We start from the raw sequence: 24,014 nt of genomic DNA on the forward strand, positions 1-24,014 counted from the left end.
AGTCAAACCAGTGGTAAACGGGGATGCTTAAATGTAAAAAAGATGTAAATAACCAGGCTTTATTTAAAAGGCGGAATAAAAAACCGAATAATGTTTATGGATCGATATTAAATTTCAATAAAACACCGTATTTTGTGTTTCTTATAAACTTTAATGACTTATCTTGCCTATGGTTTTTTAGTGGGTAATTGAATCTGGAAAAAGATATTTTTCCAGTGAATTGTTCTGAGATGAGTTTTATATCGAATCCATACTTTGTTAGCTCGAACTTATTAGGTGGTATCAAAATATGATACCCATTGCGGTTAAAGGGCTCACTCGTATTTTTAGGTCAAATATAACCTTGGATTATGTGTCTATTTATGTGTGTAGGGTGCATTTTTATGTAGGGTTTTGGCTCTAAACAGCCTAGATTGATATTCTGTATGAATTATTTTTGTGGTTTTTTATAATTTTTTACAAAAACATTTCTGTTTTTCGACATCGAAGGAAGTTTGTCATGTTTTGGTTTCAAACACTTGAAGCTGATGTGGATTCAAGATAAATATGACGCTGAAATTATTGCAGTAGTAGAAAAGTCTAGCTCTTGAGGCGCAGGGAGTGTGCTTCAACAGTTTTAGTTACTACGAGATAAATATGCACCATTTTGGGCGGAAAATATCCTCTTTCACTCCGTTTGAACTGGACAGTAGACAAGGAGCAAGTTGTATATGCTGTCGTACTTTTTACGCCGTTTGGCGTTGGTTATCCCAACGTTTCTCGGGATAACTATTCTCATCTTTGCTATCACTCGTTTCGTGCCTGGCGGACCTGTTGAACGCATGTTGTCACAAATGCAGTCCCAGGGGGACGGCGCCGCATCAATGACGTCTGCGGGTGGTAATACGGCCCTTTCTGACGATCAAATCGCGGAGCTGAATGCGTTTTATGGCCTGGATAAACCAGTAACGGAAGCGTACGTCGAGTGGTTAAGTCGTTTGGTAATGCTAGATCTTGGCGAGTCGACGCGTTACTACGAGCCTGTCTCGGACATGATCGCAGAGCGTTTGCCAGTGTCGTTGTTTTATGGCGGCATGACCTTCTTTATTAGTTATTTTATCTCGATTCCTCTTGGTTACTATAAGGCACTCAAGCACGGTTCTGTGTTTGATTCCGCTTCTTCAGTACTCATTTTCGTAGGCTACGCGCTACCAGGTTATGTGGTGGGTGTATTGCTGATCACGTTATTTAGTTATCACTTGGAATGGTTTCCGATGGGAGGCTTTGTCGGCGATGACTTCGACGATTACGAAACCTTCTTTGAACGCGCTAAAGACATTATGTGGCATGCGGTGTTGCCTTTGATCTGTTACCTCATTGGTGATTTTGCCACGCTGACGATGACAATGAAAAATAACCTGATGGAAAACCTTTCCTCAGATTACATCCGCACCGCAATTGCGAAAGGATTACCTTTCAAAAAAGCAGTTCGTAAGCACGCGTTGCGTAACAGCTTAATTCCAATCGCGAGTCACTTTGGTAACTCTTTGTTGTTCTTCATGACCGGTGCTTTCCTGATTGAAGTTATCTTCAATATTGATGGCATTGGCTTATTGGGTTACGAATCAATCATGGAGCGTGATTACCCTGTTGTTATGGGTATTGTCGCCATTAATGCGTTGTTACTTCTCATTGGTAACATCATTTCAGATATTTGTGTTGCTTTAGTCGACCCACGTGTGAAGTTTGGAGCGTAACATGATTAAAGTTAGTCCATTAACTCAAAAGAAAATTCGTCACTTTAAAGAGATCAAACGAGGCTATTGGTCGTTTGTTGCTCTTTCTATCATGTTGATCCTTTCTCTATTCGCCGAACTTTTGATCAACAGTAAAGCGCTAGTCGTCAAGTACGATGGTAGCTACTATTTTCCTGTTGTCAGTGACGTACGTTTAGGTAGCGAATTCGGCCAAGAGTCATCCAGTGAAGCCGATTATCGTGTACTGCAAAAAGCGTTTGAGGCTGAAGGGGGCGACAACTTTGTTATTTTGCCGCTTGTGCCGTGGAACCCATACGAACAAGATTTTAGTGGTGATTTCCCGCCAACAGCACCTAGTGCCGAAAATAAGCATTATTTAGGTACAGATGTGATAGGTCGCGATATTTTGGCGCGACTCGTCTACGGATTCAGAACGGCGATGGGATTTGCGTTGCTTACGATGGCCATTTCCTACGCGATCGGTACTGCAGTCGGTTGTGCTATGGGTTTTTGGGGCGGTAAATTTGACTTGTTTGTACAGCGACTTATCGAAATCTGGTCAATGGTCCCGTTTTTGTACGTCATTATGATTCTTGTCTCAATCGTTCAGCCGACGTTTGCTCTCTTTGTCGCTATTAACGTGCTTTTCACTTGGATGGGTATGACATGGTACATGCGGACCATGACCTATAAAGAAGCGGCACGAGAATATGTAATGGCGGCTCGTGCTTTAGGGGCATCGACCGGACGTATCTTGTTTAATCACATCTTGCCAAATACGATGGTGATGATTGTAACCCTAGCGCCTTTTACTATTGCAGCTAACATCACAGCACTGACTGCTCTCGATTACCTAGGATTAGGCTTGATGCCACCAACGCCAAGTTGGGGTGAACTACTGCAACAAGGTAAGTCAAACTTAGATTCGCCATGGATTGTTGCGTCAGTAGTGACTTCTATAGTTCTGGTTCTGGTAATGGTGACCTTTATTGGTGAAGCCATTCGAGCGGCTTTCGACCCGAAAAAATTCACACGCTATGTTTAAGCGAGCATTGTGAGCAAAACATAAAAAGGGAAGTTTTATGAAGAAATTATTTTTAGCGTCCACGCTGAGCGCCCTGAGTTTTGGTGCAATGTCAGCAACGCTTCCGACTGACTTAAACTGGCAAACAAACTGGGATGAGCCTCAATATGGTTCGCCAGAAGCGAAACGTGGAGGGACTTATCGCACCTTTATGTCAAGTTTCCCGCAGACGTTACGTAGTGTTGGCCCAGACGCTAATGCAGGGCTACGTTCTTTTATCTTAGATGAAACACCAGGCTTGGTGGTCCGCCACCCAGATACTTTAGAGTTCATCCCTGAGCTTGCTAACGAGTGGGCGTTAGCAGGTGACAACAAAACGGTCTATTTCAAACTCAACCCTGAAGCCAAATGGTCGGACGGCAAACCTGTGACTGCCGACGATTTCGTGTTCATGCTGAAGTTTTATCGTTCCAAGGACATCTTGGAGCCTTGGTACAACGATTACTACAACAAAACGATTGCGGATGTTATCAAGTACGACACTCACACGTTTGCTGTTAAGGCGGCGAAAGAGTTTAATCCGGAAGAGTTGCTGTTACGAATGGGGGCCCTGCGCCCACGTCCCGCACATTTTTATGCTAACCCTTCAAAAGATGAAAATGGTGACGGTATACATGACAACTTTGTCCGCTACTACAATTTTAAAAGTGAACCAACGACCAGTGCATACTACCTAGATGACATTAAAAAAGGTAAAAGTGTGACCTTCAAACATGTCGGTGAAGACTGGTGGGGTTACAGCAATAAGTATTATCAACATCGTTATAATGTCGACAAAATCCGCATCACAGTGATTCGCGACAGTGATATCGCGATGAAGCACTTTGAGAAAGGGAAGCTGGACGCATTTGGTCTTGTTTTACCAAGCTTATGGCATGATAAATCGAATACGGAACCTTACCAAAAGGGATACATTCAAAAGTTCTGGGGTTACAACCAATTCCCAGTTGGGGCTGGTGGTGTATGGATGAACACCGCGATGCCTTTGCTGGATGATTTAAACATTCGCAAGGGCATTACTTACGCGATTGACTTTGATGGCATGATAGAGAATGTCATGCGTGGCGACTACTCCCGTAAACCGAACCCGACCGGTTATGGTCATGGTAAATACACCCTACCAGATGCTAAGGCACCGAAGTTTGATCCCGCAAAAGCGGCCGAGGCATTCGAAGCCGCAGGCTTTAACAAAATTGGTTCTGATGGTATTCGTGTTAATGATAAAGGTGAGCGCTTAAGCTTCGAGCTGACCTACGGAACACCTGTTCATACTCCTCGTATTGCATTTTTGCGTGAGCAAGCCAAGCTAGCAGGGCTGGATATTGAGCTCAAGTTAGTTGATGGCTCATCCATGTTCAAATACGTACGTGAGAAAAAGCACGATTTGGCTTTCTTAGATATGGGTACGTCTGAGATCCCAACGTATTGGGAGTACTTCCATTCAGTCAATGCGAACAAGCCGCAAACTAACTCTTTCACAAACTACAGCACGCCTGAACTGGATGAAAAGATCATCGAGTATCGTTTTGGCATGGATATGGATAAAAAGATCCAGCTAGGTCATGAGATTCAGCGTGACATCATTGATGCTCACGTTATCGTCCCAGGCTACATGGTTCCTTATGTCCGCTATGGTCACTGGCGCTGGTTAAAGTTTCCAGATAAGCCAATGAATCGCATGACAGAGGCGCTGTTCAGTGGTGCAATCATAGGCGATGGCACTTACTGGATTGATAGTGATATCAAAAAAGAAACGAAACAAGCGATGAAGTCAGGCAAAGCTTTTGAACCTGTTGTTGTCGTAGATGACACTTATAAGCTGTAAGGATTGGTTATGGAAAACGATGTAATCCTAAGTGTTAAAGATCTCGAAGTTGAATTTACCACCGATGATGGGCCAGTGAAGGTTCTGCATGGTGTGAACTTTGATGTGAGAGCTGGACGTACACTCGGTCTGGTAGGAGAGTCAGGTAGTGGTAAGAGCGTAACCTCAATGTCGATCATGGGGCTATTACCTAAGCCATATGGCAACATTATCAAAGGTGAAGTGAATTATCGCGGCACCAACCTAGTTGATTTGCCTGCGGAAGAGATGTACGCCATGCGTGGCGATCGCATTTCGATCATCTTCCAAGACCCGATGACGGCGCTCAACCCAGTGCACACCATTGGTCGTCAAATATGTGAAGTGCTTGAGCTCCATCGACCTGAGCTCGACAAAAAGGAGCGGGAGGCGTACTCGATTGAAATGCTGGCAAAAGTAAAAATTCCAATGCCAGAGAAGCGATTGAATGAGTATCCCCATAACCTATCTGGTGGTATGCGCCAGCGTGTCATGATCGCGATGGCATTGGCCTGTAAGCCGGATATTCTGATTTGTGATGAACCGACTACAGCGTTGGATGTTACGGTTCAGGCGTCTATCCTTGAACTGATGAACGATCTTCAGGAAGAAACGGGCATGGCGATGATATTCATCACTCACGATCTCGGGGTTGTGGCAGAAGTGTGTGATGATGTTGCCGTGATGTATGGCGGGCGTATTGTCGAAAAAGCAGAAATTTTTGAGTTGTTTGATAACCCACAGCACCCATATACAGAGCGTTTGATGGGGCTGATGCCGAGCTTAGATAATGAGCCAAAGCAGATGATCGATATCAAGCCTATTGATGCCAGTATGTTTGCCAGTTAACTGAGCAAAGTGAACCAGTCATAAAAGAGGATGTTATGGCAAAAGAAGTATTAAGAATTGAAAATCTTAAGCAGCACTTTGTTTCTGGTAAAGGGCTGTTCAAGAAAGGCTACACCATCAAAGCGGTAGACGGAGTTTCACTGTCTGTTTCTGAAGGTGAAACACTGGGGCTAGTTGGTGAGTCAGGTTGTGGTAAAAGCACCCTTGGTCGCACGATCTTAAAGTTATACGAGCCAACGGAAGGTAAGATTTTCTTTGAAGGTAAAGACATCACAAAATTGTCTGTGAAAGAGATGCGCTCGCTGCGTAAAGACATGCAAATCGTCTTTCAAGACCCAATGGAGTCACTCAATCAGCGTCATACCATCGGTATGATTCTGGAAGAACCGTTTGTTATTCATAAAATTGGCACGCCAACAGAGCGTAAACAATGGGTAAAAGAGCTTTTAATCAAAGTGGGATTACCAGAAACGGCAGTAAACCGTTATCCACATGAATTTTCAGGCGGACAACGGCAGCGTATCGGTATCGCTCGCGCGATTGCATTGAAGCCTAAACTGCTGATTTGTGATGAATCGGTATCTGCGTTAGATGTGTCGGTACAGGCGCAAATCTTGAACCTATTGCTACAACTGCAACAAGAAATGAACTTGGCGATCATATTTATCTCTCACGATCTCTCTGTGGTGAAACATGTCTCTGACAAAGTTGCCGTGATGTATTTTGGTAAAGTGGTAGAAGCAGGCAGCGCTAAAGAAATTTATGCAAACCCGCAAAACGAATACACCAAAAAACTCCTATCTGCGATTCCGATCACTCACCCTAAATATCGGGAGAAAAAGCGCGTAGCTGAAAAAAAGCAGCAAGTGGCGTAAGTGATGCCACAGGTCCTATAACACAAAAGCGCTCCGCCAAATAAGCGGAGCGTTTTTATAAGCAAATGCCAGGACTTGGAGTCGATTCGCACTGATGTTTATTCTGATTGATTGAAGATCGTTGCATGCTAAACTCAAGGCCTATTTTCTTTGTTTGGATAATGGACCATGCCGTCGAATTTACCGAAATCCTTTAGTCGACCTTTCCTGAGAGTCTTCCATATTTTGGAGGCGGTGTTATTAGTCTCTATTACCTTGGCGACGTTGTACGCCATGATGCAAGAGTTTGTGCACGTATTTGTAGAGAAGCGTGTCTTACTCACAGATATTCTTTTGATGTTTATCTATCTGGAAGTGCTCGCCATGGTGCAGCAGTTCGTGATGAATGGTAAAATTCCGGTACGCTATCCTATCTATATCGCGATGATGGCGATCGCCCGCTACATCACACTCGGAATGAAAGAGCTGGATGCGGTTTTGGTTGTGTGGTTATCTCTGGCTGCGTTTATTTTGGCTGCGGCTACTTTGCTGATCAGAATTGGGCACCATTATTGGCCCTACGTTGATAACAGTACTTTGGAAAAAGACGAATAAAAGAAAGCCCCGTATTAGCGGGGCTTTTTTGTTTCAATACTCGATGACTTTTAGATCATTCAATGTTTTGGATCTGCTCACGCATCTGTTCAATTAGAACTTTCAGTTCAACGCCCGATGCGGTGATGTCGGTGCTGATGGATTTCGACGCTAGCGTGTTCGATTCACGGTTGAACTCTTGCATCATGAAATCTAGACGACGACCGACTGCGCCACCTTTCTTCAGGATGTTTGTTGTTTCTTTTACGTGAGAGTCAAGACGGTCTAGCTCTTCTGCTACGTCTGATTTCTGTGCCAGAAGGATAAGCTCTTGCTCAACGCGAGATGGTTCTAACTCTACTTTCGCATCTTCAAATTTAGAGAACAGACGCTCACGTTGCCACTCTAGTATTTCTGGCATGCGTGCGCGCACTTTCACAACTTCTGATGTGATCGCTTCTAGGCGTTGCTCAATTAGCGCCTTCATGTTCTCGCCTTCACGAGCGCGCGCTTCAATAAATTCATCCATTGCGCCATCAAACGCTTCTAGTAGCACTTTATTTACCGCATCCATGTCTTGCTCTGGCGTTTCCATTACCCCCGGCCATTGCATGACTTGAAATGGATTGATTCGGCTCAGTTCACCAGTCATGTGCATGACTTGTTCAGCGGCTTTAATTACCTGGCTAGCAAGCGCTTCATTGATGCTAAGCTCACCTTTTGCGGCAGGGTTTGCTTCAAAGCGTAGATTACATTCTACTTTGCCTCGCGCTAAGCGCTTACGAAAACGCTCACGTAAAACGGGCTCTAACCCGCGAAATTGCTCTGGCATGCGGAAGTATGTTTCTAAATAACGCTGGTTCACGCTGCGGATTTCCCATACCGCAGAACCCCAATCGCCTTTTACTTCTTTGCGTGCATACGCTGTCATACTGTAAATCATCGAATTTTCCTGTCTTCATTTTTTGAAAATTACTTCAAGAGTGTATCACGCTGCGTCGATAGGTGCGCGGGATGTATGGATTGTTTATGTTGTGCCAGATGCGTAACCTATGAATCCGGAATCGATTCCGTTATAATCTTCGCCCAACCAAATCGTCTTCTCCTCATATTTAAGGTAGATGCCCATGCGTCCAAACGATCGCAAGGCGGATCAAGTTCGCCCTATCAAAATTACTCGTAACTACACAGCTTACGCTGAAGGGTCAGTGCTAGTTGAGTTCGGTAACACCAAAGTGTTGTGTAATGCGACCGTCGAAGAATCTGTGCCACGTTGGCTAAAAGGTCAAGGTAAAGGCTGGGTTACAGCTGAATACGGCATGCTACCTCGAGCAACACATTCGCGTACTCGTCGTGAAGCGGCAAGTGGCAAACAAGGCGGCCGTACGATGGAAATTCAGCGTCTTATCGCGCGAAGCCTACGCGCTGTTGTCGACCTAAAAGCCATGGGTGAGTTCATGATCACCGTTGACTGTGACGTTATCCAAGCTGACGGTGGTACGCGTACTGCATCCATCAGCGGCGCAAGTGTTGCAATGGCCGATGCATTCCAACACCTAGTAGATAGCGGCAAGCTAAAAGCAAACCCAATGAAAGGCCACGTAGCGGCAGTTTCAGTTGGTTTGCTAGGTGATGATGTTCTGTGTGACCTTGAATACGTTGAAGATTCAGCGGCAGACACAGACATGAACGTGGTAATGACAGAAGAAGGCAAGATGATTGAAATTCAGGGCACCGCAGAAGGTGAACCGTTCAGTCACGAGCAGCTGATGGCTCTGCTAGAGTCGGCGAAAGTCGGCATTACGGAAATTGTCGCAGCGCAGAAGGCGGCGTTAGCCAATTGATTTAGATAGCTCCCATTATGGGGGCTATTTTTTTATCTCGACAATAGAGAAATGAATGATTGTCGAGAAGAGACACAAGAAACCAAGGACATAGAGAGAAAATAATGAAAGCATACCAGCGTGAATTTATTGAGTTTGCACTTGAGAAAGAAGTTCTTAAGTTTGGTGAGTTTACTTTGAAATCTGGCCGTAAAAGCCCGTACTTCTTTAACGCTGGTCTTTTCAATACTGGTCGTGACCTAGCGCGTCTTGGTCGTTTTTACGCAGCAGCGCTTGCTGATTCTGGCATTGAGTTTGATGTGCTGTTTGGCCCGGCGTACAAAGGTATCCCAATCGCGACGACAACAGCAGTCGCGCTAGCGGATCACCACGATATCGACACGCCTTACTGCTTCAACCGTAAAGAAGCGAAAGATCACGGCGAAGGCGGTAACCTTGTAGGCTCTGCGCTTGAAGGTCGTATCATGCTAGTAGATGACGTAATCACAGCAGGTACTGCGATTCGTGAATCGATGGAAATCATTCAAGCAAATGGCGCAGACCTTGCTGGTGTGTTGGTTGCGATTGACCGCCAAGAAAAAGGCAAAGGTGAGTTGTCTGCGATTCAAGAAGTGGAGCGTGACTTTGGTTGTGCAATCATCTCAATCATTAGCCTGACTGACCTTGTGACTTTCCTTGAAGAGAAAGGCACAGACAAAGAGCATCTAGAAGCAGTCAAAGCGTACCGCGCAGAATACGGCATTTAATTGGTTACTTTTTCTGAAAAAGTAAAAAGGGCAGATGGATATTCATCTGCCCTTTTTTGTTTTTGGATTCATCGCCTTGACCACTTACTTATAGCGAATGCCTTTCTCGACATGCTCATCTTGCATGGTTTTATAGCGTTTATGGAGCCACATCCATTGCTCTGGAGCGCGTAGAATGACTTTTTCCACATACTTGTTCATATAAGCGGCAGCGGCGACTTCGTCTTTTTGTGGATAATCGGCTTCAATGCAGTTATCGGCGATGATGTCGTATTTTCCTTTGTCATTGCGAAACCCTGAGCCTGGGATGATCGCACATTTTGAGGTATACGCCAGAATGCTCGTGCCTGTTGTCGTACACGCATCGTCTACGGCAAAGAAGGGCACAAATACTGATTTTTTGCGACCGTAATCGTGATCCGGTAAATAGAACAGACGCTCACCGCTGCGTAAAACACGAATCATCTTTTTTACATCTTTACGATCAATCAGTTTATTGCCGTTATGTGTCCGTCCCCAATACTGGATAAAGTTATAAGCAGGATTATTATGCGGACGAAACGCGCCGTACCCGGCCACGCCTAACACGGCGAAAGCACGCGCAGTGATCTCTAGATTAAGAGCATGGACACAACAAAGTAGGACGCCTTTACCTTCTTTGGCTTTTTCACGCAGTGCGCCGAGATCTTTCTCGACGATCAGGTTTTTAAAGCGCCAAGTCGGCCAGAACCAAGTGATTCCGGTTTCTATCAGTGCCATACCGGTATTTTTGAAGTTCTCTTCAACAATATGTTGAATCTCTTCAGGTGTTTTGTCTGGAAAGGCCAATTCTAAGTTACGCTGAGCAACGTGGACACGCTTTTTACCGTAGCGCATGCCAAGTTTGCCGAGTGAACGACCTAATGAAAGCAGCAGCCGATAAGGAAGAATATTGACGAGGATGGCCAACAGACCAAAACCAAGCCATACGCCCCAGTTACGAGGGTGAAGAAGTGAAAGAGAAAACTCGGGCTGCGTGTATTTGTCTTTACTCATAGTCTTTTACTTTATTTGTGCACTCAAAAGCGCCCAGTACTCGTCAAAGTTTGCAGTCGGCTGGTATTTAAAGTCGCTACGCACAAAGCGGTTTAGGCTCCCCTCAACTTGTCCCAGAATTTGCGCGGCTAGGATGCGCTCTTCGACAGGGAAAGACTTCCCTTCACGAATCTTACGTTCACGCAGGATTTGGCGCAATTGTGTTTCTATACGCTCAAAGAGTTGATTGATGCGTTCACGTAGACGTTCATTTTCAAACATTAGAGCATGACCCGACAAAATGCGTGTCAGACCTGGGTTACGTTCAGAGAACGCCAAAATAAGGTGCATCACCATACGAATACGCTCTAGTGTATCTTTTTCGTCGTCTAGAATACGGTTGATACGTGTCATCAAGGCTTCTTCAATGAACTCAATCAACCCTTCGAACATGCGCGCTTTACTTGGGAAATGACGATACAGCGCGGCTTCTGAAACGCCGACTTGCTTGGCCAGTTTTGCCGTAGTAATGCGTGAAGCGCCATCTGTTGATTCAAGCATTTCTGCCAATGCTTGTAAGATTTCTTCACGACGGTTGGATTTTTTACTGCCGGCCATTAGTTACTTCCTTTCAAAATACAAAGTTGAGCGGAGGGGATTATAAGACGCTATTTCGCCTCAAACTAGACCACTAAGGGTGGAATGGGAGATTTAACACCCTTAGTTGTCATTTTTGTACCAAATTTATGCCAGCTTTTGTAAAAAATTGGCAGGGTTTTCAAACGTTAGTTACATCAATTGATGCATTTTTTCGAGAATTTTAAAGCTCAATGCTTCTTTTGATTCCAAAGCGAGCGCAAGTTCACCTTCAGGCCAGTAAAGGGTAATTGCGTTGTCGTTGCTGTTAAATCCTTGCCCTGCAACCGAAACGTCGTTTGCACAGATCATATCGAGGTTTTTCTTTGTTAACTTGCCTCGAGCATAGGTCTCTACATCATTGGTTTCAGCCGCAAAACCGACGGTAAACGGACGCTTCTCCGTCATTGCTGCCACAGATGCAACAATATCAGGATTTTTAACCATATTAATGACCATTTCTTCGTTGTCTTCTGTCTTTTTCAACTTTTGAGACGCGATCGTTTGTGGGCGGTAGTCGGCAACGGCAGCGCAGCTAATAAAGGCATCATGCTGGTTTGCATGTGTCATAACGGCTTCGTGCATCTCTTGTGCACTGGAAACATTTATGCGCTCAACACCTACGGGCGTATTTAAACTGACAGGACCGCTCACGAGGGTGACTTTTGCTCCCATCTGCGCTGCGGCGCTCGCCAATGCATAGCCCATTTTCCCGGAGCTATGGTTTGTAATGTAACGCACTGGATCAATCGCTTCGCGAGTTGGTCCGGCGGTAATGAGTATCGACTTACCTTCTAGCAATTTTGGTTGAAAGAACTGTTCACATAGATGTACTAGCTGCATTGGTTCCAGCATTCGACCTGGTCCTACATCACCACAGGCTTGCTCTCCTGCCGCAGGGCCCCAGATGTGCATACCACGACGCGCTAACGTAGCGATGTTCTCTTGGGTTGCGATATTGCGATACATCTGTTGATTCATCGCAGGAGAAACAGCAACAGGGGAATCCGTCGCGAGCACGAGCGTAGTAAGTAAATCGTTCCCCATGCCTGCGGACATGCGCGCGATTAAGTCCGCGGTCGCGGGCGCTAATAGCACTAAATCTGCCCATTTGGCCAATTCAATATGGCCCATAGAGGCTTCCGCTGCTGGGTCTAGTAAACTGTCCGAGACAGGACGGCCCGAAACGGCTTGCATGGTTAAAGGGGTAATGAACTCTTTTGCGGCTTTCGTCATTACAACTTGAACTTGCGCTCCTCTCTCTATGAGGCGACGGGTTAGCTCCGCACATTTATACGCGGCAATACCGCCACTGATGCCGAGTAGAATTTTCTTTCCTGCTAGTGTTTGCATGTGAGATCTCCAATTTGATGACCGGATTTTAACACAATTCAAAGTCTGACCGCCCGAGCATATATAACGAGAAGATAATTCACATCAAACTCCAGAGTATTAATCTGACCGAGGAAGGGAAAATTCTCGCCTACCTCACAGACAAGTTGCGCGGAGTTTGCAAGTCTGAAAAGAAAAAGAGGTAGTGGAAACCATGGTGTTGAAAAGTCGAAACAAATTGCTGCTGATAACCCTAATTCCGCTGTTGTTGATCACTACGTTGATCTCAGTGGTGTATTACATCAACAGCAGTAAAAGTTTGGAAGCGGAGCTAGCAAGAGACAGGCAAGAGCTCATCGAAACGAAAAAGAAAGAGTTACAAGCCTACATGATGATGGGCGTGACGGCGATAAAACCGTTATACGACGCGGATGTAAATGGAAGTAATAAAGAGGCAGCAAAAGAAATTCTGAAAGCCATGCGCTTTGAAAGCGATGGTTACTTTTTTGCCTACGACTCTCAAGGTGTGAATACGTTGCACGCCATCAAACCTGCATTAGAGGGTAAAAACCTTTACGACTTAAAAGATGAAAATGGGGTCGCAGTTATTGCGGGCTTGATTGACGCTTCTCAAAAAGGGGATGGGTTCCTCTATTTCTCGTGGCACAAACCGACCATTGACGCACAAGCGCCTAAGTTGGGCTATGCAGAATATCTATCGAAATGGGACTGGGTTTTAGGTACTGGCGTTTATATTGATGACATCGACCAGCAAGTTGCGATGCACAGAGAGTTAAAGACTCAAGAGCTAAAAGAGCATACGTTATCTGCCGTGTTGATTTCCGTTATTGGATTGATCATTACCAGTGTTCTCACCAGTATCGTGGTGTCTAAAGGCATTCAGCCATTACAACATGTCGCGGCTTCATTAAAAGATGTTGCCGCAGGCGGCGGTGACTTAACGGCTCGTTTAAAAGTCGAAAGTCAGGATGAAGTCGGTGAAGTGGCGGCCGCGTTTAATGAGTTTATGGATAAGCTGCACCCACTGATGCAGGACATTCATCGCTCTGCGACGACAGTACAGACCGTTTCTCAAAGCCTGAACACTCAGACCAGCCAAGCGAGCGGTCAAATGCAGGATCACTGTTTAGAGACGGACAAAGTCGTGACGGCAGTGACGCAAATGAGCATGACTGCCAAAGAAGTAGCCAGCAATACTAATGCGACCGCGCAGGCAATTGACGATGCCAACAGTCAAGTCACCGCCGCTCAGCATGAGGTCGAGCAAGCAATAGAAGGCATTACCGAACTCGTGACGGAGATAGACAGCACGTCAGATGCAATTTCTGAGTTGAGTTTACAGACCGAAAAAATAACCAAAGTGCTGGATGTGATTGGCGAGATAGCCGAGCAAACGAATTTGTTGGCCCTAAATGCGGCGATTGAAGCGGCTAGAGCCGGTGAGCAAGGTCGAGGGTTTGCCGTCGTTGCGGATGAAGTGCGCTCGTTAGCCAGTCGTACGCAAAATAGTACTCATGAAATTGGCGACATGCTCAAGCAGCTACAAAATGGTGTATCAAGAGCGGTCAGTACGATGTCGGTGAGCCAAAAACGAGGTGTCAAAACGGCGGAAGAATCTGCGCTCATTCAGCAATCTCTTTCTGGTGTTCATCATTCTATCGGAACAATTCGAGATATGGGTATTCAAACCGCGTCTGCCGCAGAAGAACAAAGCGCGGTTGCAGAAGACATCAACCAAAACTTAGTGGCTATTCAACAGATCGTGAACAACATTAATGAGACGTTGCAGCATGCCGAGTCAATCAGCACGCAGCTATCACAGTCTGGAACGGAAATTCACGGCTTGGTTGGCAACTTTAAACTCTGATGAACTGTTAAGTTGCATGGAAAGCACTGATGGTACGAAGAAAGCGAAAGTCATACTCGACTTTCGCTTTTTGTTTTGTGGAATAGGGACACTTTCCATATAAAGAGACATCAGATGATACTGAAAGCTTTGCCAAATGAGTCCATGCCCAGAGAGAAGCTACTGCAACGAGGGCCGCAAGCTTTGACCGATGCCGAACTGCTGGCCATCTTCTTGCGCACAGGCACCCGCGGAATGAACGTGATTGAGCTTGCAGACTTCCTTATTCAAGACTTTGGTTCGCTCAGACAACTATTTTCAGCATCAGAAGAAGAGTTTTGTCGTCACAAAGGATTAGGGCAAGCCAAGTATGTTCAGTTGCAAGCGGTACTAGAAATGACACAACGTTACTTGGCGGAGACGCTAAAGCGTGGTGATGCCTTAACCAGCCCCGACCAAACTAAGTTATATCTGTCTTCTATTTTAAGGGATCGGCAAAGAGAGGCTTTTTATATTCTTTTTCTCGATAACCAGCACCGAGTGATAAAAGATGAAATTTTATTTGAAGGAACGTTGGATGCAGCGTCGGTGTATCCGAGAGAAGTTGTTAAGCGTGCTCTGCATCATAACGCGGCGGCTTTGATTTTGGCGCACAATCACCCTTCAGGCGTTGCTGAGCCGAGCCAAGCTGACAGAAGGATTACAAGGCGTCTCACCGACGCATTAGCATTGGTGGATATTCGTATTTTGGACCATTTCGTCATCGGAGATGGGGAAAGTGTCTCTTTTGCTGAAAGAGGCTGGATATAACTGTGCGTTTTTTAGGTTGTTAGTTGCTAAAAATCTGCTATCATCCACGCCACTAAATTTTTAACTGAATTCAGCTTGGACTGCTAAAAAAATCTGCTGTCTAAAAAAAGATCACGAAAACCTGTAAAAAGGATCTGTTCGGGTCTTGAGCAATGCATATCAAGTTAGTATAATGCGCGACCTTTGATAGCCTTGTATGGATTTTCCATAGCGGTTCTTAACCTCTAACTTCTTTTCGAGAGATAGAGAGGTTCGGCCACCAAGGTTGATATCGAGCTGAAACGATTTTGGAGAAGACATTCATGTCACGAGTATGCCAAGTAACTGGTAAGCGTCCAGTAACGGGTAACAACCGTTCACACGCACGAAATGCTACTAAGCGTCGTTTTCTGCCGAACCTACAAACTCATCGTTTCTGGGTAGAGAGCGAAAAACGTTTTGTTAAACTACGTCTATCTGCTAAAGGTATGCGCATCATCGACAAGAAAGGTATTGATACTGTTCTTGCAGACATGCGTGCACGTGGCGAAAACGTTTAAGAGGAAATAAGCAATGGCAAAGAAAGGCGTTCGTGAGAAAATCCGTCTAGTATCTTCTGCAGGTACAGGCCACTTCTACACAACTGATAAGAACAAGCGTAACATGCCAGGCAAATTTGAGATCAAAAAGTTTGATCCAGTAGTTCGCCAGCACGTTATGTACAAAGAAGCAAAAATCAAATAATTGGTTTCAGTCTCTTTGATGAATTGAAAAACCCAACTTTCGAGTTGGGTTTTTTATTACCTGAATAAAAGTGCTGAAGAAAAGGTTCAGTACGTCATCGGGTTATAAGGCACTGCTGAAGTTATTCTACTGGTCCGACTCTATACTCGAATTTTTGATTGATCGCCTCTGCCGCTTAGTCACCACTCCCTACACACTTGCACACCGTTGTTCTAGTCAAGCTCAATACTCTTTGGTAATTTACTCATAACGATAAGAGAGTAGAGATGGTTATGCGTGTGAGTCCGGCTCGTCGCCGCCGATGGAACAATATTCTTATTCTGGGCATTATCGCGTTTATAGTGATCTTAAATGCGCCGATGTGGATCAAAACTTACCTATTAACAGCCCAAGCAGATCCTTACCCAAATGTACTTCGCTCCGACTATACGGTGGAGTCTTTGTACTATAGTGGCTGGGAGTTTGAGCTGCATGATGGACGGTGGCAATCCAACATCAAAGTTGATGCACCGATCAGTGAGCTTGTATCACGCTGGCAATCATTGGAAGGGACCGAGCTTACCTCAGAACAGTACGACCATTTAAAACCTAACCTAGCGGTACCTGAAACGGTAGAAGTCTGGTATCAGGATCTCGAAGAGCCGCAGCGGGTGACTTTCTTTCGTTTACCTGATTTTTGGCTATTTAAAACCTGGCAAGACAAATGGGTAGCTATCTCCGTTGATGAAAACTACCTTATGCCAGAGTAAAGCCTTTTTGCGTCTATACCCCTAATAAGCTTCCCTATTTATCGTTTTTCTTTTCGATTATGCTAGCAGCGAGAACTATTAGCCGGTGAATTGGAGAATCTAATGCCTGAGTTGCCAGAAGTTGAAGTCAGCCGTATGGGGATTAGCCCCCACATGGTTGGACAAACGATCCAGTCGTTTACTTTTCGAACGCCTAAATTGCGCTGGGATATTCCTACAGAGCTTAAAAAATTGGAAGGGCAGGTGATCCGTGCGATTAGTCGTCGTGCGAAATACTTACTGATCGAGACAAACACAGGTACAGCCATTGTTCATTTGGGCATGTCGGGGTCTTTACGTGTTCTAGACGCCGACTTTCCGCCAGCAAAGCACGATCATGTGGATCTCAAACTAAGCAGTGGAAAAATACTGCGTTATAACGATCCGCGTCGTTTTGGGGCATGGCTGTGGTGTGCTCCTGGCGAGTCACATGCTGTGCTAGCAAACATGGGGCCTGAGCCTTTAACTGAAGAGTTCAATGCGGAATATGTAGCGGAGAAAGCTAAAAATAAGCGTGTCGCCGTCAAGCAGTTCATCATGGACAACAAAGTCGTGGTTGGTGTTGGGAACATCTACGCGAATGAGTCGTTGTTTAAATCTCGAATTCACCCTTCAAGGCCCGCAGGTAAGTTGACTTCTCAAGAGTGGAGGTTACTTGTTGAAAATATCAAAATGACACTTGAGATTGCCATTACGCAAGGTGGGACTACTCTGAAAGATTTTGCGCAAGCCGATGGAAAGCCGGGTTACTTTGCACAAGAGTTATTGGTTTACGGAAAACCCGGAGAGCCATGCCCAGAGTGTGGCGAACGACTTCAAGAGCTAAAGATTGGCCAACGTAATACCTTCTTTTGTAGTGAGTGTCAGAAGTAAGTCGAGCTATTATCGAGCTTAAGTTGTTGTAATCTTGCGTTCGAGCCTCAATAATTCAATCAGTTTCGAATAACTTAGTAAATTATATGAAAGTCATTTATCCGGGCACTTTTGATCCAGTGACTAATGGTCACCTCAATCTAATAGAACGTACTCACGAAATGTTTGATGAGGTTGTGATTGGCGTAGCCGCAAGCCCATCGAAGAACACTATGTTTTCATTGGAAGAGCGCGTTGCACTGATGCAGGACGTTGTAGCGCATTTACCTGGTGTGACGGTAAAGGGGTTCTCCGGGTTATTAGTGGATTTCGCGAGAGATGAGAAAGCTAAGGTTCTTATTCGTGGTTTACGAACAACGGTAGACTTTGAATACGAGTTTGGACTGACCAACATGTACCGAAAGCTATTACCAGGAATCGAGAGCGTATTTTTAACTCCTGAAGAAGAGTTTGCGTTTTTGTCGTCGACTATCGTGAGAGAAGTAGCGATTCATGGCGGAAGTATCGAACAATTCGTTCCCAAGCCAGTAGCCATCGCGATTGGGGAAAAACTGAATGAAAGACAGTAAGTTCCCTTATTATTTCTCAAACGCTCTCTCGATACTTATCCCTCGCTTTGTATATCGAGCACAAGCCAAGCGTTTACTTTCGAATCTGACCGAAGCAGAGCAGCACCGCTGTCTTGAGCGAGTGAACTATTACAATAAGTGTGAAACGCCGTTTTCAGTCGATAGCCGAGAACAAAATTACTCGACCATCGATACATTCAAAAAAACGAAAGGCTGGACGTATTTTTTCGATCTTCGCCAAGTTGTACGCTATTTCCCTTCCAGTTTTGCGTTTAACTACATCAACGGCGATGTTACACACATCCCCAATGTACCGAGCTTTATAAAAAGCCGCCCTATTTTTGGTAACAACCAAAATTCAGTGGTGTTGAAACTTAATCAAGTTCGTCATTTTAAATTTATTGATGATCCTGTTCGCTATCAAGATAAAAAGGACATGGTAGCGTGGCGCGGCGTGGGTTTTCAGCCGCATCGTAAAAAGGTGATTCATGCGTTTTACAACCATCCGCAATGCAATATTGGCCAGACCCGCCCGGTAGAAGGGGAACCATGGGAAAAGGGCTTTATGAGTATTGAAGAGCAACTGCAGTATAAGTTTTTGCTCTGTATAGAAGGCAATGATGTGGCCACCAACCTTAAGTGGGCTATGTCGTCTAACTCCTTGGTTATTATGTCAAAGCCAAAATATGAGACTTGGTTTATGGAAGGTAAGTTAGAGGCAGGCGTCCACTATGTTGAAGTGAAGGATGACTATTCGGATTTGCCCGAAAAGATGGATTATTACCTAGCGAATGAGCAAGAAGCATTAGCGATCATTGAAAATGCGCACCAGTGGGTTGAGCAGTTCAAAGATAAACCTAAAGAGCGTTTGATCTCATTGATGGTTGCCGATAAGTACTTCGCTTTATCTCAGCAACAATAAAAAAGGGGCGAAACGCCCCTTTTTATAATCTTAAGCTTCTAGAAATTGATCAACACCATTCTCACAGCGTTTAAGCTTGTTTTTAATGGTGTTTTCTAAAATCTCGTCATTTTGTCCGAGTGACGCACGAGAGTTTTCTACGTGGTACAAGTGGTAGCCTACACCTGCGAATTTTAGGTAAAGACGTGACTTACCCGCATTCAACATGCGATGAACAAACTCGCTGTCTTCGCGTCCCCATCCAACAAAATCTTGGTTGAAGCCATTCACCTCGATGACATCTTGTCGCCAAAACGCCATGTTGCAGCCGCGAGTGGCTTTATCGTTATTACGCTCGTAAGAGAACCATTTCGATAGCAAGGCGTTGGTGATGCAGTTTTTACGATTGCGAATGCCTTTGCTGAAAATGGAAGGCACTAAGCCGTTTTCCATGATGGCCTTGCTGCAGCTTTCATCCGTTAACACACGTCCACCCTGCACAAACCAATTTGGTTGTGCGACTTGCTTATGTGATTCAATAAACGTTTGGGACAGCACCATGTCGCCATCAATCATGATGAGGTAGTCACCTGATGCTTTGGCGATCGCACGGTTGCGGCTCATTGAAAGCTGAAAGCCATTATCCTCGTGCCAACTATGAATCAGTGGAACCGGAAAACCTTCACGCATTTGGTCAACCATTGCTTTGGTGTCTTCTCGAGAGCCATCATCTGCAACAATTACTTCGTCAGGCAAAACGGTTTGACGTTTCACGCTTTCTAACACCGCTTTTAATGCTTCTTTCCAGTTGTAAGTGGTGATAATTAAAGTCGTTTTCATGATTTTTTTGCCTGTTCACGTAAGTAGAGATCGATATATTTTACAAAAGTAGAGTGCATGCTTAGCCAAGCTAGAATGAAGCCATGCTTGCCATCAAGGAAACCTCGTTTGAGCACATACATCTTCAAAAAGCTCGCAAGAGCGTGAACGATAGCGGTCGTTAAACCTGCTTTCTTTTTACCTTCACGTTCATCCGTCCAGGCCTTGAGGTAACCAGTGGTTTTATTGATGTAATGATGAAGGTGCTCGTAAGTGTAGTGATGCAGTCGACCATCCAACTTTTCAGTTTGATAGTTTTTCTCATCAACTTTTTCATGAACGAGCGAATCATTATATTGCGTATATTCGGTGCGATATAAGCGCACAATCCAGTCTGGAGACCAACCAGAATGGTAGATGAACTTACCAAACGCTGAGCTTAGTCGATTAAGTTTGTATAAAACGTTCGGCTTATTGGCTGATACCGCGTGTAAGATACTTTCTTTTAGCTCTGGAGTGACTTGTTCGTCCGCATCAAGCCACAAAACGTAGTCTGCCGTAACGTATTGCTGCGCCAGTTGGCGCTGTTTACCGAATCCTGGCCAATCTAGGTTGGTGTAAAACTTATCTGTGTATTGTCGGGCGATTTCTTCAGTGCGATCAGTGCTGCCCGAGTCTAGAAGGACAATCTCATCGACCCAATCTTTTACTGTGTCTAGACAAGCTTGTAAGTGCTTCTCTTCATTTTTTACAATTAAGGCAACGGCTAAGGTTGGTTTGGACAAGGTCATTTCCTTCTTAACAAATCAAGACAGTAAGTTTACTGGTATTGAGGATACAAATCTTCTAAGACTTGATCGAACATGCTCATTACTTGAGTGCTGGTAATGCGGTTCATTGCCGTTTCATCTTTAGCGCGAGTTCGCCAGCTTAACTCGTGACTGTTTTTACCTGTTTCCGCAAAGATCGTTTCTTCATACACTGAGACAACGTATTTTAGATAACGGTAAGGTCCCACTCGCAGCGGATTATGGTGTGCATAGAGCCCGATGATTGGCGTTTTCATGGCATTCGCCATGTGTGCTGGTCCGGTATCGGGGGCGATGACCATTTCAACCTTATCTATTAACGCAAGCATTTGCAGAATTGAACTTTGTCCAACTAAATTTAGACACGGTTCTTCCAAGCGAGATTGAATGGCTTCTGCCAGATCCAATTCTACCTGAGCAGGGCTGCCTGCCAGAATCACGTTCCAGCCTTTTGCTCTGGCGTGATGAATCACATCTACATAACCTTCCGCGTTCCAGTTTTTATAAGCTTTGCTCGCACCAGGCACAATCAGCAGGTTAGGTTTACTACGAGAAATATGAGACTCTGCCCAAGTTTGATCGTGGTCTGAATAAGAAAGTACCCAGTCTAGTTCTGCCTTTGGTACCCCAATTTGATGGGCAAAGGCCATTAAGCCATCTGCGACATGCAGAGATTGCGGGGAAGGCACTTTGACATTGGTAAATAGTGTTTGAAAGTCCTGGCTTCTATCAGAAGAGAAACCAAGTTTGTATTTTGCTTTAATGCCCAACGTTGCGACACTCGCTCGAATCGCGTACTGCATATGCAATAGCGCATCAAACTCTCTGCCTTTCAGCTGTCGCCAAAGTGATTTGTAGCCATCAAGTCCCGCTTTTTTATCAAAAACAATCACTTCTACACCATCGATGGCGGCTAATAACTGGGCTTCAAGTTTACCCGTTATCCAAGTAATCTGGGTCGAAGGCCAGTGTTTCTGAATAGCTTGAATGGTGGCGATAGTATTGCAAACGTCTCCGATAGCGGACAAACGCAAGACGCATAGTGACGATGGGGCAGAAGTGAACATAATTATTGTCTGATTCGATGAATAGAGGCAGGTAAATTATGCAGACATCCCCAATAAATGTAAAATACACGGCTCGAATATAGCTAAGTACCGATAAGTGTTCTGCAATGTCAAAGACAACACCACATCAATCGCAAGAATCTGGCAAGCCGGGTAACACCGGGCTAAAGCGCATCGTTAAAGCGACGGGTTATTCGATCCAAGGATTAAAAGCGGCTTTTAAGTATGAAGCTGCCATTCGACAAGAGTTGGCTCTGTTGAGTATCGCCGTGATTTTGGCTTGGCTCGTGGATGTCGGCATGGTTGAGCGTATCTTAATGATCGGGGTCGTGGTGTTAGTCTTGATTGTAGAGCTTGTAAACTCAGCGATTGAGGCGGTAGTGGATCGTATCGGTATTGAACGGCATGAACTCAGTGGTCGAGCTAAAGATATAGGCTCTGCTGCCGTTATGGTTGCTTTGGCGTTTGCTGCATTTACTTGGTTGTATATATTAGCCAGCCGGTATTTAGGCTAGAGGGTGAGCGTATGACTCAACAGTATAAAAACAACAACCAAGTGATCTGGTTTGATGACGAGATCATTACAGACCCTAGCCAACCGATATTTGATGCGGAATACTGGCAGTCCTCCGACAAGGTGGTTGGCAGTGCGACGGGGCGAGGCACGACATGGTTTATCCAACTAGAGAGCATGCAAGCGGCACTACGTCATTACCGTCGTGGCGGTTTGTTTGGGAAGTTAGTTAACGATCATTATTGGTTCTCTGGCTGGGATAACACCCGTTGTGCGCAAGAGTTTCAGCTTTTGTTGGCGCTAATTGAGGCTGGGGTGCACGTTCCTCGTCCTATTGCAGCAAGAGCCGTAAAGTCAGGACTCTTCTATCAAGCTGATTTATTAAGTGAGCGAATCCCAAACGCCAGAGATCTGGTTAGTATCTTGCAAGAACAGTCTTTATCGGTAGAAATGTATCAGAAAATAGGGCAAGAAATTGCCAAGATGCATCAGGTTGGCGTTAACCATACCGATTTGAATATCCACAATATCTTGATCGACGACAAAGATAAGGTATGGATTATCGATTTTGATAAGTGTCGTTTTGAAACTTCTGGTGACTGGAAGCATCAAAATCTAAATAGACTTCTGCGTTCATTTAATAAAGAGCTTTCTCGTAAGAGTATTAATTGGAACGAGAAGGATTTTAAATTTTTGAAAGAACACTATGATATATATTCTGATAAAAATTAAATGTAGGAGTATAGTTGATTAAGTAATTAACTATACTCCTTAATTCTATTTACTATTAGAATTAACAGTTATATTAGGGAGGCCAAAAAGCCACTTATTGTAATAAGAGGTGTTTTTACCATAGGAATTATCAAAGAGATGTATATTCTTTCCTAATAAGCATGAAAAAATCAGTCCGTGTAGTCTATCAGTATGAACTTCATTATGCATATGAAAGTAATTCTCTGAACGAAAGACTATCTCTTTTGATAGTCTATACCAAAGGTCATTAGCTTTCTTTTGTTTAAATTTCCACTTTTCTAGCGATGAATACTTTTTCTTGATATTAATATCTGATATTGAAATAAGATCATCCCAGTCAAACCCTTTTTTTTGTAGTCTCAAGTCATTATTTTGTGACTCAATATCCTTTCTAATCAGATTTAAAATTCGTCGTTGTTGAGGAAGTTCATCACAAAGTTCTTCTTTTTCGATCATCGGATGAAGACTATGAGCCATATCAGGAAGCAAGTGATAGTTATTTGTGAATTTTTTCGATATTTCGTAACTTCTTTCATCGCGAGTAATAAAGTGGAAATCTTTATGTTTAGAAAAAATTTTGGCGCTAGACTCCTCATTTGATATATCTTCAAAAAATATTGTTTGTGGAAGACATATAATTCTTTTAGTAGGGAATTTAGATATGATATTTTCTCTTAGATTTTGGTGAACTTTATAAAGATCTCCAAAGTTACCGCCACCGTGTAAAACTATGACATCAGCTTCTTTAATCTTCTTAAAATCTAAATTTTCACAACCACTACGATATATAACGTTAATATCATGTTCTTTAAAAAATTCTTCCGTTCCAAGGTATATAAGAAGATCTCCAACATTAAAATGTATCGGTATGTCTATATAAGCAATGGACTTTCCGTTTATCAGAGATGCAATAAGGTTATGCTGAGATTTTGCGCTATCCATAATCTCAAGCCACTTGTTTTCTCTTCTACTTCTACTCATAGCTCCTC

At 44.3% G+C, this 24,014-nt stretch carries 26 protein-coding genes; 18 read left to right on the forward strand and 8 right to left on the reverse strand.

Annotated features, from left to right (window positions below):
* The first annotated feature begins 710 nt into the window (after positions 1 to 710).
* The 6 genes from R7F64_RS07050 to R7F64_RS07075 all read left to right on the forward strand — a co-directional run bounded on the left by R7F64_RS07050 (position 711) and on the right by R7F64_RS07075 (position 6,981).
* A complete protein-coding gene (locus R7F64_RS07050) occupies positions 711 to 1,736 on the forward strand; it encodes an ABC transporter permease subunit (protein ID WP_005384771.1) in 1,026 nt (341 codons plus the stop codon).
* A gap of 1 nt (position 1,737) precedes the next feature.
* Positions 1,738 to 2,781 carry an ABC transporter permease gene (locus R7F64_RS07055; protein WP_005379369.1) on the forward strand — a complete coding sequence of 348 codons (1,044 nt, stop codon included), beginning with the start codon at positions 1,738 to 1,740 and terminating at the stop codon, positions 2,779 to 2,781.
* A 37-nt stretch (positions 2,782 to 2,818) separates the two neighbouring features.
* Positions 2,819 to 4,645: an extracellular solute-binding protein gene (locus R7F64_RS07060; RefSeq protein WP_017634997.1), complete on the forward strand. Its 1,827-nt coding sequence runs from the start codon at positions 2,819 to 2,821 to the stop codon at positions 4,643 to 4,645.
* 9 nt (positions 4,646 to 4,654) lie between these two features.
* Positions 4,655 to 5,512, forward strand: coding sequence for an ABC transporter ATP-binding protein (locus R7F64_RS07065; protein WP_132936683.1), 858 nt, complete (start codon positions 4,655 to 4,657; stop codon positions 5,510 to 5,512).
* A 35-nt stretch (positions 5,513 to 5,547) separates the two neighbouring features.
* Positions 5,548 to 6,387, forward strand: coding sequence for an ABC transporter ATP-binding protein (locus R7F64_RS07070; protein WP_318071561.1), 840 nt, complete (start codon positions 5,548 to 5,550; stop codon positions 6,385 to 6,387).
* Between the two features lie 168 nt (positions 6,388 to 6,555).
* On the forward strand, positions 6,556 to 6,981 hold the full coding sequence (locus R7F64_RS07075; protein ID WP_171344442.1) for a phosphate-starvation-inducible protein PsiE: 426 nt from the start codon (positions 6,556 to 6,558) through the stop codon (positions 6,979 to 6,981).
* A 55-nt stretch (positions 6,982 to 7,036) separates the two neighbouring features.
* On the opposite strand, the gene R7F64_RS07080 is transcribed toward R7F64_RS07075, so the two are convergent.
* The gene (locus R7F64_RS07080; protein ID WP_151514496.1) at positions 7,037 to 7,903 is read right to left on the reverse strand and encodes a YicC/YloC family endoribonuclease; all 867 of its coding nucleotides are present in this window, start codon (positions 7,901 to 7,903) and stop codon (positions 7,037 to 7,039) included.
* 184 nt (positions 7,904 to 8,087) lie between these two features.
* Between R7F64_RS07080 and rph the strand changes: the two genes are divergently transcribed.
* On the forward strand, positions 8,088 to 8,804 hold the full coding sequence (gene rph / locus R7F64_RS07085; protein ID WP_017634994.1) for a ribonuclease PH: 717 nt from the start codon (positions 8,088 to 8,090) through the stop codon (positions 8,802 to 8,804).
* Positions 8,805 to 8,908: 104 nt separating this feature from the next.
* A complete protein-coding gene (gene pyrE, locus R7F64_RS07090; RefSeq protein ID WP_104979943.1) occupies positions 8,909 to 9,550 on the forward strand; it encodes an orotate phosphoribosyltransferase in 642 nt (213 codons plus the stop codon).
* A gap of 84 nt (positions 9,551 to 9,634) precedes the next feature.
* Here the strand turns inward: pyrE and R7F64_RS07095 are convergent, their stop codons facing one another.
* From R7F64_RS07095 to coaBC, 3 genes are all read right to left on the reverse strand, one after another.
* Complete coding sequence (locus R7F64_RS07095) at positions 9,635 to 10,585, reverse strand: Kdo(2)-lipid IV(A) acyltransferase (protein WP_318071562.1); 951 nt, start codon at positions 10,583 to 10,585, stop codon at positions 9,635 to 9,637.
* 6 nt (positions 10,586 to 10,591) lie between these two features.
* On the reverse strand, positions 10,592 to 11,182 hold the full coding sequence (slmA, locus tag R7F64_RS07100) for a nucleoid occlusion factor SlmA (protein ID WP_005379386.1): 591 nt from the start codon (positions 11,180 to 11,182) through the stop codon (positions 10,592 to 10,594).
* A gap of 171 nt (positions 11,183 to 11,353) precedes the next feature.
* Positions 11,354 to 12,553: a bifunctional phosphopantothenoylcysteine decarboxylase/phosphopantothenate--cysteine ligase CoaBC gene (gene coaBC, locus R7F64_RS07105; RefSeq protein WP_005379387.1), complete on the reverse strand. Its 1,200-nt coding sequence runs from the start codon at positions 12,551 to 12,553 to the stop codon at positions 11,354 to 11,356.
* A 193-nt stretch (positions 12,554 to 12,746) separates the two neighbouring features.
* On the opposite strand from coaBC, the gene R7F64_RS07110 reads away from it, so the two are divergent.
* The 8 genes from R7F64_RS07110 (at position 12,747) to R7F64_RS07145 (ending at position 19,084) form a co-directional block, all read left to right on the forward strand.
* The gene (locus R7F64_RS07110) at positions 12,747 to 14,420 is read left to right on the forward strand and encodes a methyl-accepting chemotaxis protein (protein WP_017820706.1); all 1,674 of its coding nucleotides are present in this window, start codon (positions 12,747 to 12,749) and stop codon (positions 14,418 to 14,420) included.
* A 114-nt stretch (positions 14,421 to 14,534) separates the two neighbouring features.
* Entirely contained in the window at positions 14,535 to 15,209 is a 675-nt protein-coding gene (gene radC, locus R7F64_RS07115; protein ID WP_025768320.1) for a RadC family protein, read from the forward strand.
* A 302-nt stretch (positions 15,210 to 15,511) separates the two neighbouring features.
* Positions 15,512 to 15,748, forward strand: a complete 237-nt coding sequence (gene rpmB, locus R7F64_RS07120; RefSeq protein WP_005384783.1) for a 50S ribosomal protein L28 — start codon at positions 15,512 to 15,514, stop codon at positions 15,746 to 15,748.
* Positions 15,749 to 15,761: 13 nt separating this feature from the next.
* Positions 15,762 to 15,932: a 50S ribosomal protein L33 gene (gene rpmG / locus R7F64_RS07125; protein ID WP_004410866.1), complete on the forward strand. Its 171-nt coding sequence runs from the start codon at positions 15,762 to 15,764 to the stop codon at positions 15,930 to 15,932.
* Between the two features lie 272 nt (positions 15,933 to 16,204).
* Positions 16,205 to 16,681 (forward strand): hypothetical protein, encoded by a 477-nt coding sequence (locus R7F64_RS07130; protein ID WP_047103885.1) that lies wholly within the window; start codon positions 16,205 to 16,207, stop codon positions 16,679 to 16,681.
* 102 nt (positions 16,682 to 16,783) lie between these two features.
* Complete coding sequence (mutM, locus tag R7F64_RS07135) at positions 16,784 to 17,593, forward strand: bifunctional DNA-formamidopyrimidine glycosylase/DNA-(apurinic or apyrimidinic site) lyase (RefSeq protein ID WP_042522608.1); 810 nt, start codon at positions 16,784 to 16,786, stop codon at positions 17,591 to 17,593.
* A gap of 86 nt (positions 17,594 to 17,679) precedes the next feature.
* Positions 17,680 to 18,162: a pantetheine-phosphate adenylyltransferase gene (coaD, locus tag R7F64_RS07140; protein ID WP_005379411.1), complete on the forward strand. Its 483-nt coding sequence runs from the start codon at positions 17,680 to 17,682 to the stop codon at positions 18,160 to 18,162.
* A complete protein-coding gene (locus tag R7F64_RS07145; protein ID WP_005379412.1) occupies positions 18,149 to 19,084 on the forward strand; it encodes a glycosyl transferase family 90 in 936 nt (311 codons plus the stop codon). Before coaD ends, R7F64_RS07145 begins: the two co-directional genes overlap by 14 nt.
* 30 nt (positions 19,085 to 19,114) lie before the next feature.
* Here R7F64_RS07145 and R7F64_RS07150 read toward each other — a convergent pair whose 3' ends face one another.
* Genes R7F64_RS07150 through R7F64_RS07160 form a run of 3 tightly spaced genes read right to left on the reverse strand, consistent with a single transcriptional unit; the run spans position 19,115 to position 21,758 of the window.
* The gene (locus tag R7F64_RS07150) at positions 19,115 to 19,903 is read right to left on the reverse strand and encodes a glycosyltransferase family 2 protein (protein WP_318071563.1); all 789 of its coding nucleotides are present in this window, start codon (positions 19,901 to 19,903) and stop codon (positions 19,115 to 19,117) included.
* Positions 19,900 to 20,667 (reverse strand): glycosyltransferase family 2 protein, encoded by a 768-nt coding sequence (locus tag R7F64_RS07155; RefSeq protein WP_005395793.1) that lies wholly within the window; start codon positions 20,665 to 20,667, stop codon positions 19,900 to 19,902. The genes R7F64_RS07150 and R7F64_RS07155 overlap by 4 nt, the downstream gene beginning before the upstream one ends.
* 35 nt (positions 20,668 to 20,702) lie before the next feature.
* The gene (locus R7F64_RS07160; RefSeq protein ID WP_213907973.1) at positions 20,703 to 21,758 is read right to left on the reverse strand and encodes a glycosyltransferase family 9 protein; all 1,056 of its coding nucleotides are present in this window, start codon (positions 21,756 to 21,758) and stop codon (positions 20,703 to 20,705) included.
* A 107-nt stretch (positions 21,759 to 21,865) separates the two neighbouring features.
* Here R7F64_RS07160 and R7F64_RS07165 point away from each other — a divergent pair, with 107 nt between their 5' ends.
* Positions 21,866 to 22,273 carry a diacylglycerol kinase gene (locus R7F64_RS07165; RefSeq protein ID WP_005379424.1) on the forward strand — a complete coding sequence of 136 codons (408 nt, stop codon included), beginning with the start codon at positions 21,866 to 21,868 and terminating at the stop codon, positions 22,271 to 22,273.
* 11 nt (positions 22,274 to 22,284) lie between these two features.
* Positions 22,285 to 23,004 carry a 3-deoxy-D-manno-octulosonic acid kinase gene (locus R7F64_RS07170; RefSeq protein ID WP_318071564.1) on the forward strand — a complete coding sequence of 240 codons (720 nt, stop codon included), beginning with the start codon at positions 22,285 to 22,287 and terminating at the stop codon, positions 23,002 to 23,004.
* 45 nt (positions 23,005 to 23,049) lie between these two features.
* On the opposite strand, the gene R7F64_RS07175 is transcribed toward R7F64_RS07170, so the two are convergent.
* On the reverse strand, positions 23,050 to 24,006 hold the full coding sequence (locus R7F64_RS07175) for a polysaccharide pyruvyl transferase family protein (protein WP_047103795.1): 957 nt from the start codon (positions 24,004 to 24,006) through the stop codon (positions 23,050 to 23,052).
* Positions 24,007 to 24,014: the final 8 nt, after the last annotated feature.

The sequence above is a fragment of the Vibrio sp. Vb1980 genome (genome assembly GCF_033338615.1).
In the GTDB taxonomy this organism is placed as follows: Bacteria; Pseudomonadota; Gammaproteobacteria; order Enterobacterales; family Vibrionaceae; genus Vibrio; species Vibrio alginolyticus.